Origin of the sequence: Enterobacter sichuanensis (assembly GCF_009036245.1) — a bacterium.
GTDB classification, from domain to species: domain Bacteria; phylum Pseudomonadota; class Gammaproteobacteria; order Enterobacterales; family Enterobacteriaceae; genus Enterobacter; species Enterobacter sichuanensis.
The window spans coordinates 25,732-39,130 of sequence record NZ_CP027986.1; the positions used below are offsets into that span (position 1 = coordinate 25,732).

At 59.0% G+C, this 13,399-nt stretch carries 14 protein-coding genes; 10 read left to right on the plus strand and 4 right to left on the minus strand.

Annotation, left to right across the window (positions count from 1 at the left end):
* Positions 1 to 181 precede the first annotated feature (181 nt).
* Both dsdC and C1N69_RS00130 read left to right on the plus strand, forming a co-directional pair.
* Positions 182 to 1,108, plus strand: coding sequence for a DNA-binding transcriptional regulator DsdC (dsdC, locus tag C1N69_RS00125; protein ID WP_047957407.1), 927 nt, complete (start codon positions 182 to 184; stop codon positions 1,106 to 1,108).
* Between the two features lie 84 nt (positions 1,109 to 1,192).
* The gene (locus C1N69_RS00130) at positions 1,193 to 2,281 is read left to right on the plus strand and encodes a cellulase family glycosylhydrolase (protein ID WP_155030487.1); all 1,089 of its coding nucleotides are present in this window, start codon (positions 1,193 to 1,195) and stop codon (positions 2,279 to 2,281) included.
* Here the strand turns inward: C1N69_RS00130 and emrD are convergent.
* The 4 genes from emrD to tisB all read right to left on the minus strand — a co-directional run bounded on the left by emrD (position 2,184) and on the right by tisB (position 5,040).
* Positions 2,184 to 3,368 carry a multidrug efflux MFS transporter EmrD gene (gene emrD, locus C1N69_RS00135; protein WP_095441481.1) on the minus strand — a complete coding sequence of 395 codons (1,185 nt, stop codon included), beginning with the start codon at positions 3,366 to 3,368 and terminating at the stop codon, positions 2,184 to 2,186. The two genes, C1N69_RS00130 and emrD, sit on opposite strands and share 98 nt — an antisense overlap.
* A 175-nt stretch (positions 3,369 to 3,543) precedes the next feature.
* A complete protein-coding gene (locus C1N69_RS00140) occupies positions 3,544 to 4,377 on the minus strand; it encodes an EamA family transporter (protein ID WP_095452042.1) in 834 nt (277 codons plus the stop codon).
* A gap of 62 nt (positions 4,378 to 4,439) precedes the next feature.
* A complete protein-coding gene (locus tag C1N69_RS00145) occupies positions 4,440 to 4,886 on the minus strand; it encodes a GNAT family N-acetyltransferase (protein ID WP_045285322.1) in 447 nt (148 codons plus the stop codon).
* Between the two features lie 64 nt (positions 4,887 to 4,950).
* A complete protein-coding gene (gene tisB, locus C1N69_RS00150) occupies positions 4,951 to 5,040 on the minus strand; it encodes a type I toxin-antitoxin system toxin TisB (RefSeq protein ID WP_020684667.1) in 90 nt (29 codons plus the stop codon).
* A 521-nt stretch (positions 5,041 to 5,561) separates the two neighbouring features.
* Between tisB and ivbL the strand changes: the two genes are divergently transcribed.
* The 8 genes from ivbL (at position 5,562) to C1N69_RS00190 (ending at position 13,397) form a co-directional block, all read left to right on the plus strand.
* Positions 5,562 to 5,660 (plus strand): ilvB operon leader peptide IvbL, encoded by a 99-nt coding sequence (gene ivbL / locus C1N69_RS00155; protein WP_071830013.1) that lies wholly within the window; start codon positions 5,562 to 5,564, stop codon positions 5,658 to 5,660.
* Between the two features lie 106 nt (positions 5,661 to 5,766).
* The gene (ilvB, locus tag C1N69_RS00160; protein ID WP_155030488.1) at positions 5,767 to 7,455 is read left to right on the plus strand and encodes an acetolactate synthase large subunit; all 1,689 of its coding nucleotides are present in this window, start codon (positions 5,767 to 5,769) and stop codon (positions 7,453 to 7,455) included.
* Positions 7,456 to 7,458: 3 nt separating this feature from the next.
* Positions 7,459 to 7,746 (plus strand): acetolactate synthase small subunit, encoded by a 288-nt coding sequence (gene ilvN, locus C1N69_RS00165; protein ID WP_006808802.1) that lies wholly within the window; start codon positions 7,459 to 7,461, stop codon positions 7,744 to 7,746.
* Between the two features lie 81 nt (positions 7,747 to 7,827).
* The gene (gene uhpA / locus C1N69_RS00170; RefSeq protein ID WP_022646555.1) at positions 7,828 to 8,421 is read left to right on the plus strand and encodes a response regulator transcription factor UhpA; all 594 of its coding nucleotides are present in this window, start codon (positions 7,828 to 7,830) and stop codon (positions 8,419 to 8,421) included.
* Positions 8,418 to 9,923, plus strand: coding sequence for a signal transduction histidine-protein kinase/phosphatase UhpB (gene uhpB, locus C1N69_RS00175; RefSeq protein WP_094918651.1), 1,506 nt, complete (start codon positions 8,418 to 8,420; stop codon positions 9,921 to 9,923). The genes uhpA and uhpB overlap by 4 nt, the downstream gene beginning before the upstream one ends.
* Positions 9,916 to 11,235 carry an MFS transporter gene (gene uhpC / locus C1N69_RS00180; RefSeq protein ID WP_104556746.1) on the plus strand — a complete coding sequence of 440 codons (1,320 nt, stop codon included), beginning with the start codon at positions 9,916 to 9,918 and terminating at the stop codon, positions 11,233 to 11,235. The genes uhpB and uhpC overlap by 8 nt, the downstream gene beginning before the upstream one ends.
* 140 nt (positions 11,236 to 11,375) lie before the next feature.
* On the plus strand, positions 11,376 to 12,767 hold the full coding sequence (gene uhpT, locus C1N69_RS00185) for a hexose-6-phosphate:phosphate antiporter (protein WP_025757000.1): 1,392 nt from the start codon (positions 11,376 to 11,378) through the stop codon (positions 12,765 to 12,767).
* Between the two features lie 177 nt (positions 12,768 to 12,944).
* Positions 12,945 to 13,397: a DUF1198 domain-containing protein gene (locus C1N69_RS00190; protein WP_047957414.1), complete on the plus strand. Its 453-nt coding sequence runs from the start codon at positions 12,945 to 12,947 to the stop codon at positions 13,395 to 13,397.
* Positions 13,398 to 13,399: the final 2 nt, after the last annotated feature.

A 13,399-nucleotide genomic window follows, 5' to 3' on the forward strand; every position in this document is an offset into this window, starting at 1 on the left:
TTGCGGGTATTGGACGAAAAAACGGCGTGGGCTGACAAACGATATAAATTGCCGTTCAGGTGAGCCAGATTGAACCAACTGAGTGACTTAACTCTAAAAAGTGCAGTAATTTCGCCGTTGGTTCACATAAATTCACCCTCGCACGGTATGCTGAGGGCAGAAATAACGTGTGAGAATTGTGATGATCGATGCGAATGACGCCAGAAACCGGCTGTTAAACGGCTGGCAGCTGTCAAAAATGTACACCTTTGAAGTGGCCGCCCGGCATGAGTCCTTCGCCCTGGCGGCGGCGGAACTCTCGCTCAGTCCCAGCGCGGTGAGCCACCGCATCAACCTGCTGGAAGAGGAGCTGGGCATTCAGCTGTTTGTCCGCTCGCACCGTAAAGTGGAGCTGACGCAGGAGGGAAAACGGGTTTACTGGACCCTTAAATCGTCCCTCGACACCCTGAATCAGGAAATTCTGGACATCAAAAATCAGGCGCTATCCGGTACGCTGACGGTCTACTCCCGCCCGTCAATCGCCCAGTGCTGGCTGGTGCCCATGCTGGGGGATTTTACCCGCCGCTACCCGTCGATATCCCTCACCATCCTGACCGGCAATGATTACGTGAACATGCAGCGAACCGGTATCGATCTGGCGCTCTATTTCGACGATACGCCATCAAACCACCTGTCTCATCACTTTCTGATGGATGAAGCGATTTTGCCCGTCTGTTCGCCGGCGTATGCCCGCGAGCATGAGCTGCTGAAAAATCCCCATAATCTCAGCCATTGTACGTTACTGCACGACCGTCAGGCCTGGAGCAATGATTCCGGCACGGATGAGTGGCTGAGCTGGGCGCAGCATTTCGCGGTGACGATGCCGCCATCATCGGGTATTGGTTTCGATCGCTCGGACCTGGCCATTATCGCGGCCATGAATGACGTGGGGGTGGCGATGGGGAGAAAGCGGCTGGTGCAAAAGCGGCTTGAGCGGGGTGAGCTGATTGCACCGTTTGGCGAAAAGACCCTCAAATGCCATCAGCATTACTACGTCTCAACGCTACCTGGCCGTCAGTGGCCGAAAATTGATGCCTTTATTGGCTGGCTGAGAGAGCGGGTAAGCTGAAGAATTATTACGCTTTGACGCTACACCAAATGTGAAAAAGCGTGCTAAATACAGGTAATGCTTTCGATTTATCCAGGGTAAACCGTGTTAAAGCCTCTCATTGCTACCGCGTTAATGATCACCTCCGGCTGGGCCATTGCCGCTGAGCCGCCGCTGACGGCTGCCCGTTATGCGCAACAGCTGGGCGTCGGGATGGATGTGGACTGGGCGCGCACCGAGCGCGGTATTCGCGAGTTTGACCCGCTGGTGGTCCGCGATTTTCGGGCTAAAGGCATTACCCACGTGCGCATCCGCGTCGCGGATGAACCGACAGAGGCACGGCTGATCCACCTGCGTAAGCTGGTAGAAGCCTGCGAACAGTATGGCGTGATCCCGATCATCGCCTATCAGGCTGATGAATATAAAAACGACCCGAAAGCTGACAACGAGAAAGAGGCGATCAACTGGTGGATTGCTGTGGCGCACTATTTCGGCCAGAGCTTCCCGCTGCTGGGGTTTGACCTTATTTATGAGCCGGCTGACAAGCTTAATCACAATCTGGCGTCGTTAAACCACGTCTATGAAAAAAGCATCAAAGCGATCCACGACATCGACCCGCAGCGCATGATCTTCATCGCACCGCGCCTGCGCGCCGCGCCGGAGGATTTAACCAGCCTGAAGCTGCCTGCCCATAGCCAGAACTACCTGCTGGCAGAATGGCATATTTTCCCATGGGGACCGCTGAAAAATAACGGTAAATACCCGTGGACGTCCGGCACGGCGGCGGAGAAAGCGGCTATTCACAGTCGCATTACGACGGCGCTGCGCTGGCAGCAAAAAACCGGACACGTCAGCTGGGTGGGGGGCTGGGGCGTGGGGGAGTCAAACCGCTTTACACCGACCGCCTCGCAAATGGCCTTCGCCACCTTTATGGCCTGTGAGCTGCAAAAGGCGAAAATTCCGTACGCGATCAACGCGGATTTCCAGTTTTACGACGGAGAAGAGGGCGCCTGGCGGCCTGCGCCAGAGCCGTTGTTACAGGCCATGATCGCCCCTGTCTGTGAAAAGCCCGGCGAGAAGCCGGGCCATCATGCAGTTAAACCGGCTGCTCGTGATGCGGAACACGCGACGCCAGCGGCAGCCAGCACAGTAAAATCAGCAGCCCCATCAGCGTCATCAGCAAGCCCAAACTAGACTGCCCGGTCTGCGGCATCATCGCCGAGAGCCAGGCCAGCGCGCCGGAACCGATATTCTGCAAACCACCTACCAGCGCGCCCGCCGTACCTGCGAGGAACGGGAACGGCTCCATCGCGCCGCTGGTGGCAAGCGGGAACAGCATGCCTGCACCGAAGAAGAACAGTGCCGCCGGGATCAGCAGCGTCCAGACGGTCATCACACCGAACAGCCCCGGGATCCACATCATCAGGCCTGCCAGAAGGCAGCTGATCACCGACTGCCACATCAGCGTTGAGAAACGCTTGTTCTGACGTCCGGCGAACCATGCCCCGAAGAATGCCGCCGGTATCGGCAGAATAAACAGAATACTGACCACCATACTGCTCAGGCCAAGACCTGCGCCCAACAGCACGCCGGAGCAGGCTTCAAACACCGCAATGCCCGCCAGACCACCGATCAGCATCAGCAGGTAACAGGTAAATGACCCGTTGCCGAACAGCGTTTTATAGCTGGCGATAAGCTTGGTGTGCGGTGCGTCCTGAGGGCGGGTTTCCGGCATCCAGCGCGCCATGCTGAAGGTGACAATCACACAGAGCACCAGCAGGAAGGCGTAGCAGGCGCGCCAGGACCACATGGTGTCCAGCAGGCCACCGATCAGCGGCGCCAGCAGCGGGCTGACCAGAATACCCATATTCAACAGGCTGTTGGCATGGCGGAGCTGGGTACCCTGATACATGTCACGCGGTAAGGTTCGCGCCATCACCCCACCGACGCCGGTACCAACACCCTGCAGGGCGCTGGCGGCAATCAATACGGTCAGGCTGTGGGTGGTGATGGCAATCACCGTCGCGACCATGAAGATGCACATGCCTGTCAGAATGACCGGGCGGCGGCCGATACGGTCGGAGAGCGGCCCGTAGAATAACTGCGACACGCCATAGGTCAGCAGGTAGGCCGCCATCACGCTTTGTACTGCGCCCTCGCGGACGTTTAGTTCCTTTGCCATGTCGGCAATCGCCGGAATGTAGATGGTTTGCGCCATCTGACCGACGGCCACCAGTAACACCAGCATCAACAATAAGTTAACGTTCCTTTGTTTTTTCATGTCGCTGAATACTTTTGCCAAAAGAGAAAAATGAAGAATAAGTGACTATGCATTCCCATAAATGCGCGAGGAATCTACCACAGTGAGATGACAAATTGAGCATTACTGTGATGAATGGAGAAACAGAAAAAGGCAGGATTTGTAAACAAGATCGGCAACTAATGTTGCCAGTGATTTACGCGAGGCGCAGCAGGATCGCGCCACCCGCAATACCCAGCGCCGCGGCAATGCGCAGACCCGCAACCTTCTCTTTTAACAGCACAAACGCGATCAACGCCCCAAAGAGAATGGAGGTTTCACGCAGCGCGGCGACCACTGCCAGCGGGGCCTGCGTCATTGCCCATAGCGCCAGGCCATATGAGCCCATAGTCCCCACGCCGCCGAGCAACCCCTTTTTCCAGTGCAGACGGAGATAGCTGGACGCTTCACGCCGACGCGCCACCATCGCCCAGCACAGCAGACAGAAGCCGTTCATAAAGAAGGTCCACAGCGTGTAGCCCAGCGCGGTGTCGGATAAACGCACACCGGTGCCATCTACCAGCGTATACCCGGCGATAAAACAGGCGTTCAGCAGCGCCAGCCAGATCCCTTTTCGGGACTGCATGCGTCCGTTCATCGCCATGGCCAGGATCGACAGACAGATCACCCCGATGCCGGACCAGGCAAGCCACGAGAGACTATCGCCGAGCACCAGCACGCTTACCAGCGCCACCAGCAGTGGTGCGGTGCCGCGCATCAGCGGATAGGTCTGGCTCATATCCGAAACCTGATAGGTCTTCGCGACCAGAACCGTATACACCACCTGTAAGGCGCAGGAGACGATCAGGAACGGCCAGCTGGTGGCGGAGGGCTGAGGAGAGAAAGGCAGTAATACCAGAGCGATTAGCGTGGCGGAGCCGCTGACGCTGATCGCAGAATAGAGCTTGTCCGTTCCGGCTTTGACAATGGCGTTCCAGCTGGCATGCAGCAGTGCGGCGAAGAGTAAAATGCAGAAAACGGTGATAGTCATGGCGTATCGGATGGTGAATTGTCACTCAACTGTAACATTCACAACCCGATGCTGCCAGCCGCTCAGACCGCGCAGAAAAGACGGTGCGTCACCCGAGGTTCGTCAGACACCAGCCTGAAGCCCGCCTGGTGATAGAAGCCATACGCGCTGTCCGGCGCATGGGTATTGAGAAAATCAAACCAGATGCTGGCATCGGCCATCACCACGCTTAAAAGCTGTTTGCCAATGCCCATCCCGCGGCACTTCTCGCTGACGTAGAGATGGCGAATACGCCCGGCGCGTGGCTGCTGGCTGAACGGATCGCGGTTAAGCCCGCATACGCCCACCAGCCTGCCGTTAAGAAACGCCCCCAGCAGCTTTTCACCCGGCGCGTTAAAGCGGTTTTCGCCGCGTTGCCAGTTCTCTTCCAGCCTGCGCAGCATGTTGAAATTCAGTGCGATACTCTCCGCCTTCAGGGCGATGTACCCCGGCTCTTCTGGGGTAACAGGCTCAATTAACAGACGCGACATAGCATTCCCTCGTTATTAAAGAGGGGCGGTTGCCCGCCCCTCTCAGGTGCGACTTGAACCTGAATCACCGAAGGTATTTCAGGACAGCATCAAGCAGTTGCAGTACTGCAACAATGAGTTTGAGGATAAGTATCACCATATCCACTACGCTCATACGCGTCTCCTTTTGGTTAAAAGGAGCACGATGCTGGCGTACCTTTCCGCCGCCTGTGGCCAGCACCTGGATTGACGTAACACAGTGTGCTCACTTCAGGGGTTAAGGCACTGACGGCACCACCCGTTTCAGCCAGGACTTCGTTGCGCCGGTAGAACTGCGGCCCCCTCGCTCACTGCGAACACCTTCAGTATAGATAAATGCTGTATGCATGAACAGTATTTTGTGGACAAAATCTGGAAGGCGATCCATACTCAAAAACGTCAAAATCCGTGCCTCAATTGCGCGTTCGTCTTCGATCGCGTATACTTTTTGCGTTGACGTAACACAGTGTGTTCTGCGGCGACCAACCGCAAAACCCTGATAAAAACCTCGCTCCGGCGGGGTTTTTTGTTTTTATCACCCAACAAACGAAACGTGATCCCTGACGCATTTTTGCGCAGATGAAAATATTTCCATTGTCACGCTGAAAAACCTGTGTTTGTATAAATCCACTCAATGATTCCAAACACAGGTCCCCAATGACTGCATCCATGAACACCGCGACCCTACTAAAAACTGCGCAACCAGCCGCAGTGGTCGTCGTGCGTGTGGTGGTGGTCGTCGGCAATGCGCCGTAGGGACTGGATCAACACACGAATCCAAAACCCCGCCGGCGCAAACCGGGCGGGGTTTTTCGTTTAGGACCCTCCCCGGAACGTCGGCCCAGAAGAAAAGGACTGGAGCATGGCAAGTTCGGGCACAACATCCACCACGACGCGTTTTACCGGCGCGCAACTGATCGTTCATTTACTGGAACGGCAGGGCATCACCACGGTTGCGGGCATCCCGGGCGGCACGGTGCTGCCGCTGTATGACGCGTTAAGCCAAAGCACGCAGATCCGCCACGTGCTGGCGCGCCACGAGCAGGGCGCAGGCTTTATCGCTCAGGGGATGGCGCGGACCCAGGGCAAACCGGCAGTCTGTATGGCCTGCAGCGGCCCGGGGGCGACTAACCTGGTGACCGCCATCGCCGACGCGCGTCTCGACTCCATTCCGCTGATCTGCATTACCGGCCAGGTGCCGTCTTCAATGATCGGTACCGATGCGTTCCAGGAAGTGGACACCTACGGCATCTCTATCCCCATCACCAAACATAACTATTTAGTTCGCGACATCACCGAGCTTCCTCAGGTTATCAGCGATGCGTTTCGCATCGCGCAGTCCGGCCGCCCGGGCCCGGTGTGGATAGACATTCCTAAGGATGTCCAGACCGCAGAAATTGAGATCGACGTTCTGCCGGAACCGGGCGTGCGTGTCCCCGCGCCGGAATTCAGTGCTGAGAGCGTGCGCGACGCCGCCGTCATGATCAATGCCGCCAAACGTCCGGTGCTGTATCTGGGTGGCGGGGCAATCAACGCCGCGGATGAAATCCGTCAGTTCGCTGAAAAAGCCAACCTGCCCACCACCATGACCCTGATGGCGCTCGGCATGCTGCCAAAAGCGCACCCGCTGTCCCTGGGCATGCTGGGGATGCACGGCGCACGCAGCACCAACTACATCCTGCAGGAGGCGGATTTACTGATTGTTATGGGCGCGCGTTTTGATGACCGGGCGATTGGCAAAACCGAGGAGTTTTGCCCGAATGCCAAAATTATCCACGTGGATATCGACCGCGCTGAGCTGGGCAAAATCAAACAGCCGCACGTGGCGATTCAGGGGGATGTGGCGGAAGTGCTGACGCAGCTGATCCCGCAGACGGACGCAACCGACCGCGCCGACTGGCGTCAGCTGGTGGCCGATTTGCAGCGCGAGTTCCCGGGTGCCATCCCAACAGAAGGCGACCCGCTGAGCCACTACGGGCTGATTAACGCCGTGGCCGCCTGTGTGGACGACAGCGCGATTATTACCACCGACGTTGGCCAGCATCAGATGTGGACCGCGCAGGCTTACCCGCTGAACCGTCCGCGCCAATGGCTGACCTCCGGTGGCCTCGGCACCATGGGCTTCGGCCTGCCGGCGGCAGTCGGGGCGGCGCTGGCAAATCCGGACCGCAAGGTCATCTGCTTCTCCGGTGACGGCAGCCTGATGATGAACATTCAGGAGATGGCCACCGCCGCCGAAAACCAGTTAGACGTGAAAATTATCCTGATGAACAACGAGGCGCTGGGGCTGGTACACCAGCAGCAGAGTCTGTTCTACAAGCAGGGCGTGTTTGCCGCGACCTATCCGGGGATGATTAACTTTATGCAGATTGCCGCCGGTTTTGGCCTGCACACCTGCGATCTGAACGCCGAAGAAGATGCCCACGCAGCGCTGCAGGAGGCGATTTCGCGTCCGGGCCCGGCGCTGATCCACGTGCGTATCGACCCTGAACAAAAAGTGTATCCGATGGTGCCGCCAGGTGCGGCAAATACTGAGATGGTGGGGGAATAAGCCATGCAGAAACAACATGAAAACGTCATTCTGGAACTCACCGTCCGCAACCACCCTGGCGTCATGACCCACGTCTGCGGGCTGTTTGCCCGCCGGGCGTTTAACGTGGAAGGCATTCTTTGTCTGCCCATTCAGGGCAGCGAACACAGCCGCATCTGGCTACTGGTTAATGACGACCAGCGTCTGGAGCAGATGATGGCGCAGATCGACAAGCTGGAAGACGTCACCAAAGTGGCGCGCAACCAGTCCGATCCCACCATGTTTAACAAAATTGCGGTGTTTTTCGAATAGATCGCTTAAGGTAAGCGTCTTTCGCTCTTGTAGGCCGGATAAGCGCAGCGCCATCCGGCTTTTCAGACCGCAGGAATAGACATGACCACCATCGCTCTCATCGACGACCACCTTATCGTCCGCTCCGGATTTGCCCAGCTTTTAAACCTCGAACCGGATTTTCAGGTCGTGGCCGAGTTTGGCTCCGGTCGTGAAGCGCTGGCGGGCCTGCCGGGGCGCGGAGTGCAGGTGTGTATCTGCGATATCTCGATGCCGGATCTCTCGGGTCTTGAACTGTTAAGCCAGCTGCCGAAAGGGATGGCGACGATCATGCTTTCGGTCCACGATAGCCCGGCGCTGGTGGAGCAGGCCCTTAACGCGGGGGCGCGCGGATTCCTCTCTAAACGCTGCAGCCCGGACGAGCTGATTGCCGCCGTGCGCACTGTTTCCACCGGCGGCTGCTATCTGACACCGGATATCGCCATCAAGCTGGCGGCCGGACGCCAGGATCCGCTTACCCGGCGCGAACGTCAGGTGGCAGAGAAGCTTGCCCAGGGCATGTCGGTGAAAGAGATTGCCGCCGAGCTGGATCTGTCGCCGAAAACCGTTCACGTTCATCGCGCCAACCTGATGGAAAAACTCAACGTCAGCAACGACGTTGAGCTGGCCCGCCGCATGTTCGACAGCTGGCAATGAGTCCCGTCTTTTCGCGGCTGATCGCCGTCGTTGCCAGCTTTTTTATCTTCTCCGCCGCCTGGTTCTGCCTGTGGAGCATCAGCCTGCATCTGGTGGAACGCCCGGAGCTGGCGGTACTGCTCTTTCCCTTTGGCCTGCGTCTGGGGCTGATGCTGCAATGCCCGCGCGGCTACTGGCCTGTTCTGCTGGGCGCAGAGTGGCTGATGCTGGTCTGGCTGGCGCAGGAAGTCTCCCTCGCGCATCTGCCCTTATTGATGACCGGAAGTCTGCTCACGCTCCTCCCGGTTGCGCTTATCTCCCGCTATCGCCACCAGCGCGACTGGCGCACCCTGCTGCGCCAGGGGGCGGCGCTGATTGCCGCCGCGCTGCTGCAGTCCCTGCCGTGGGCGGGTGATAAGGAGATGCTTAACGCGCTGCTGCTGACCCTGACCGGCGGCTTGACCCTTGCCCCGACCTGCCTCGTCATCTGGCACTACCTCACCAGCACCGTCTGGCAGCCGCTTGGCCCGGCGCTGGTCTCGCAACCGGTGAACTGGCGCGCCCGGCATCTCATCTGGTATCTGCTGCTGTTTGTGGTGAGCCTGTGGCTGCAGCTTGGCCTGCCCGCCGAACTTTCACGTTTTACGCCATTTTGTCTGGCGCTGCCGATCATCGCCCTGGCCTGGCACTACGGCTGGCAGGGGGCGTTGATCGCGACCCTGATGAACGCCATCGCCCTGATTGCCAGCCAGACCTGGCACGATCATCCCGTGGACCTGCTGCTCTCCCTGCTGGCCCAGAGCCTGACCGGATTGCTGCTGGGTGCGGGCATTCAGCGTCTGCGCGAGCTGAACCAGTCCCTGCAGACCGAGCTGGCGCGCAACCGGCGTCTGGCGGAGCGCCTGCTGGAGACGGAAGAGAGCGTGCGGCAGGAGGTTGCCCGCGAGCTGCACGATGATATCGGCCAGACCATCACCGCCATCCGCACCCAGGCGGGCATTGTCCAGCGTCTGGCGGCGGAAAACGCAGGCGTGAAGCAGGGTGGAGCGCATATCGAACAGCTCTCTCTTGGCGTGTACGACTCGGTGCGACGTCTGCTGGGCAGGTTGCGTCCGCGCCAGCTCGACGATCTCTCGCTGGAGCAGGCGGTACGCTCTCTGATGCGTGAGATGGAGCTGGAAAGCCGCGGCATTGTCAGCCATCTCGACTGGCGCATCAATGAAGCCACCCTGAGCGAAGGCCAGCGCGTGACGCTGTTCCGCGTCTGTCAGGAAGGGCTGAACAATATTGTCAAACACGCCAACGCCAGCGCGGTGACGCTGCAGGGCTGGCAGCAGGAGGAAAGCCTCAGGCTGGTGATTGAAGACGACGGCTGCGGCCTGCCGCCGGGCTCCGGCCAGCAGGGCTTTGGCCTGGCGGGCATGCGCGAGCGCGTGAAGGCGCTGGGCGGCACGCTGAGCATCTCCTGCACCCACGGGACGCGCGTCAGCGTCAGCCTGCCGCTAAGGAGCCACCATGTTTAAAACCCCGGCTAACGCCGCGCCGATAGGTAACAAAGCGGAAATCGACGCCCGCTACCGCTACTGGCGTCGCCATATCCTCATCACCATCTGGCTCGGCTATGCGCTGTTTTACTTCACCCGCAAAAGCTTCAACGCCGCCGCACCGGAGATCCTCGCCAGCGGCGTAATGACCCGCACCGATATCGGCCTGCTGGCGACGCTGTTTTACATCACCTACGGCCTGTCGAAGTTCTTCTCCGGCATCGTCAGCGACCGCTCCAACGCTCGCTATTTCATGGGCGTTGGGCTGATTGCCACCGGCGTAGTGAATATCCTGTTTGGCTTCTCCACCTCGCTGTGGGCCTTTGCCCTGCTGTGGGCGCTGAACGCCTTTTTCCAGGGCTGGGGCGCGCCGGTCTGCGCCCGTCTGCTCACCGCCTGGTACTCGCGCAACGAGCGCGGCGGCTGGTGGGCTGTCTGGAACACCGCGCATAACGTCGGCGGGGCGCTGATCCCGATGGTGGTCGGCGCGGCGGCGCTACACTACGGCTGGCGCGCGGGGATGATGATTGCCGGCGGTCTGGCGATTGTCGCCGGGCTGTTCCTCTGCTGGCGGCTGCGCGACAGGCCGCAAACCGTCGGCCTGCCCGCGGTGGGCGACTGGCGGCACGACGAGATGGAAATGGCGCAACAGCAGGAGGGGGCGGGGCTGACGCGCAAAGAGATCCTCACCAAATACGTCTTGTTAAACCCCTATATCTGGCTGCTCTCGCTCTGCTACGTGCTGGTCTACGTGGTGCGTGCAGCCATCAACGACTGGGGCAATCTGTACATGTCTGAGACGCTCGGCGTGGACCTGGTCACCGCCAACTCCGCGGTGACGATGTTCGAACTGGGCGGGTTTATCGGCGCGCTGGTGGCGGGCTGGGGCTCGGATAAGCTATTCAACGGCAACCGCGGCCCGATGAACCTGATTTTCGCGGCCGGGATATTACTCTCCGTCGGCTCGCTGTGGCTGATGCCGTTCGCCAGCTACGTGATGCAGGCGGCGTGCTTCTTCACCACCGGTTTCTTCGTCTTCGGCCCGCAGATGCTGATCGGCATGGCGGCGGCTGAGTGTTCGCACAAAGAGGCGGCGGGTGCGGCGACGGGTTTTGTCGGGCTGTTTGCCTACCTCGGCGCGTCGCTCTCCGGCTGGCCGCTGGCTCGGGTGATCGACGTCTGGCACTGGAGCGGTTTCTTCGCGGTGATCGCTATCGCGGCAGGGATCTCTGCGCTGCTGCTGCTGCCGTTTTTGCACGCGCAGGCTCCGCGCGAGGCGAGCGAAGCGTGATGCGCCTCACTTTTTCGCCCCGAGTGGCGAAAAACTAAGAAATTTTCCCGGTTTTACCTGGACGCTGTCTCAGGCATCTCTCCCGGCTGATTTTTACAATGCCTGCCATTCGCAGGTAAAAATCAGCTCAGGAGCAAACCATGCTGGCCTTCCTCAATCAGGTGCGCAAGCCGACCCTGGATCTGCCGCTCGACGTGCGGCGCAAGATGTGGTTCAAACCGTTCATGCAGTCCTATCTGGTGGTCTTTATCGGCTACCTGACCATGTACCTGATCCGCAAAAACTTTAACATCGCGCAGAACGACATGATCTCGACCTACGGGCTGAGCATGACGCAGCTGGGGATGATCGGTCTGGGCTTCTCCATCACCTACGGCGTGGGGAAAACCGTTGTCTCCTACTACGCGGACGGCAAAAACACCAAGCAGTTCCTGCCGTTTATGCTGATCCTCTCCGCTATCTGTATGCTCGGCTTCAGCGCCAGCATGGGCGCAGGCTCCGTCAGCCTGTTCCTGATGATCGCCTTCTACGCCCTGAGCGGTTTCTTCCAGAGCACCGGCGGGTCGTGCAGCTACTCCACCATCACCAAATGGACCCCGCGCCGTAAGCGTGGCTCGTACCTCGGCATGTGGAACATCTCCCACAACCTCGGCGGGGCAGGTGCGGCAGGCGTGGCGCTGTTCGGCGCAAACTACCTGTTCGACGGCCACGTGATCGGCATGTTTATCTTCCCGTCGATTATCGCCCTGATTGTCGGCTTTATCGGCCTGCGCTTCGGCAGCGACTCCCCGGAATCTTACGGCCTTGGCAAAGCCGAAGAGCTGTTCGGCGAGGAGATCAGTGAAGAGGACAAAGAGACCGAAGAAAACGAGATGACCAAATGGCAGATCTTTGTTGAGTACGTGCTGAAAAACAAAGTGATCTGGCTGCTCTGCTTCTCCAACATCTTCCTGTACGTGGTGCGCATCGGTATTGACCAGTGGTCTACCGTGTATGCCTTCCAGGAGCTGAAGCTTTCTAAAGAGGTGGCGATTCAGGGCTTCACCCTGTTTGAAGTGGGCGCGCTGGTCGGCACGCTGCTCTGGGGCTGGCTCTCGGATCTCGCCAACGGTCGTCGTGCGCTGGTGGCCTGCATCGCGCTGGCGCTGATTATTGCTACCCTGGGCGTTTACCAGCATGCCAGCAACCAGTACGTTTACCTGGCGTCCCTGTTCGCGCTCGGCTTCCTGGTGTTTGGTCCCCAGTTGCTGATCGGCGTGGCGGCAGTCGGCTTCGTTCCGAAAAAAGCGATCGGTGCCGCCGACGGGATTAAAGGCACCTTCGCCTACCTGATCGGCGACAGCTTCGCCAAGCTGGGTCTGGGGATGATCGCTGACGGCACGCCAATTTTCGGCCTCACCGGCTGGGCGGGCACCTTTGCCGCGCTGGATGCGGCAGCCATCGGCTGTATCGTCCTGATGGCGATGGTTGCGGTGCTGGAAGAACGTAAAATTCGCCGGGAAAATCGCGCGCAGAAATTAAAAATAGCCTGAGTGTGCAGGTAACTTCTTTGCCCGGTGTGTGATGCCGGGCTTTTTTGTATTAACGCCCCCGGCGTTAATGCCTTATATCCCCTTCTGCAAGGTCTTTTCTGTTCACTATTATGGCGCTGCCCGCTGTTGACGCCCTGCGTTTCCCGCTATGATGAGCGGCTATTCTAAGGAGAACGCATGGTCTGGATAATGCTGGCAACGCTTGCCGTGGTGTTTGTGGTGGGATTTCGTGTCCTGACCTCGGATTCCCGCCGCGCCATCAAACGCTTAAGCGAACGTCTGGGGATCACCCCGATGCCGGTAGAATCGATGATCGATCAGTTCGGTAAAACGCCCGGCAATGAGTTTATCCGCTATCTTGAACGCCCTGACGAAGCGCATCTGCAAAACGCGGCACAGGTGCTGCTGATCTGGCAGGTCTGCATCGTCGACGGCAGCGAAGAGAACCTGCACACCTGGCACCGCATGCTGCGTAAAGCCCGTCTGGCCGCGCCAATCACCGATGCACAAATCCGCCTGACGCTCGGCTTTATGCGCGAGATGGAGCCCGATCCGCAGGAGCTGAATGCCTTCCAGCTACGCTATAACCAGCTCTTCCTGCCGGAAGAGGGGGTGTTTTACCTGCACTGATC

What these genes read in the sequence shown, in the direction of transcription:
- dsdC (WP_047957407.1), top strand. Translation starts at nt 182, where the DNA reads ATGATCGATGCGAATGACGCCAGAAACCGGCTGTTAAACGGCTGGCAG.
- emrD (WP_095441481.1), bottom strand. Translation starts at nt 3,368, where the DNA reads ATGAAAAAACAAAGGAACGTTAACTTATTGTTGATGCTGGTGTTACTG.
- C1N69_RS00140 (WP_095452042.1), bottom strand. Translation starts at nt 4,377, where the DNA reads ATGACTATCACCGTTTTCTGCATTTTACTCTTCGCCGCACTGCTGCAT.
- C1N69_RS00145 (WP_045285322.1), bottom strand. Translation starts at nt 4,886, where the DNA reads ATGTCGCGTCTGTTAATTGAGCCTGTTACCCCAGAAGAGCCGGGGTAC.
- tisB (WP_020684667.1), bottom strand. Translation starts at nt 5,040, where the DNA reads ATGAGCGTAGTGGATATGGTGATACTTATCCTCAAACTCATTGTTGCA.
- ivbL (WP_071830013.1), top strand. Translation starts at nt 5,562, where the DNA reads ATGACTGCATCCATGAACACCGCGACCCTACTAAAAACTGCGCAACCA.
- ilvB (WP_155030488.1), top strand. Translation starts at nt 5,767, where the DNA reads ATGGCAAGTTCGGGCACAACATCCACCACGACGCGTTTTACCGGCGCG.
- ilvN (WP_006808802.1), top strand. Translation starts at nt 7,459, where the DNA reads ATGCAGAAACAACATGAAAACGTCATTCTGGAACTCACCGTCCGCAAC.
- uhpA (WP_022646555.1), top strand. Translation starts at nt 7,828, where the DNA reads ATGACCACCATCGCTCTCATCGACGACCACCTTATCGTCCGCTCCGGA.
- uhpB (WP_094918651.1), top strand. Translation starts at nt 8,418, where the DNA reads ATGAGTCCCGTCTTTTCGCGGCTGATCGCCGTCGTTGCCAGCTTTTTT.
- uhpC (WP_104556746.1), top strand. Translation starts at nt 9,916, where the DNA reads ATGTTTAAAACCCCGGCTAACGCCGCGCCGATAGGTAACAAAGCGGAA.
- uhpT (WP_025757000.1), top strand. Translation starts at nt 11,376, where the DNA reads ATGCTGGCCTTCCTCAATCAGGTGCGCAAGCCGACCCTGGATCTGCCG.
- C1N69_RS00190 (WP_047957414.1), top strand. Translation starts at nt 12,945, where the DNA reads ATGGTCTGGATAATGCTGGCAACGCTTGCCGTGGTGTTTGTGGTGGGA.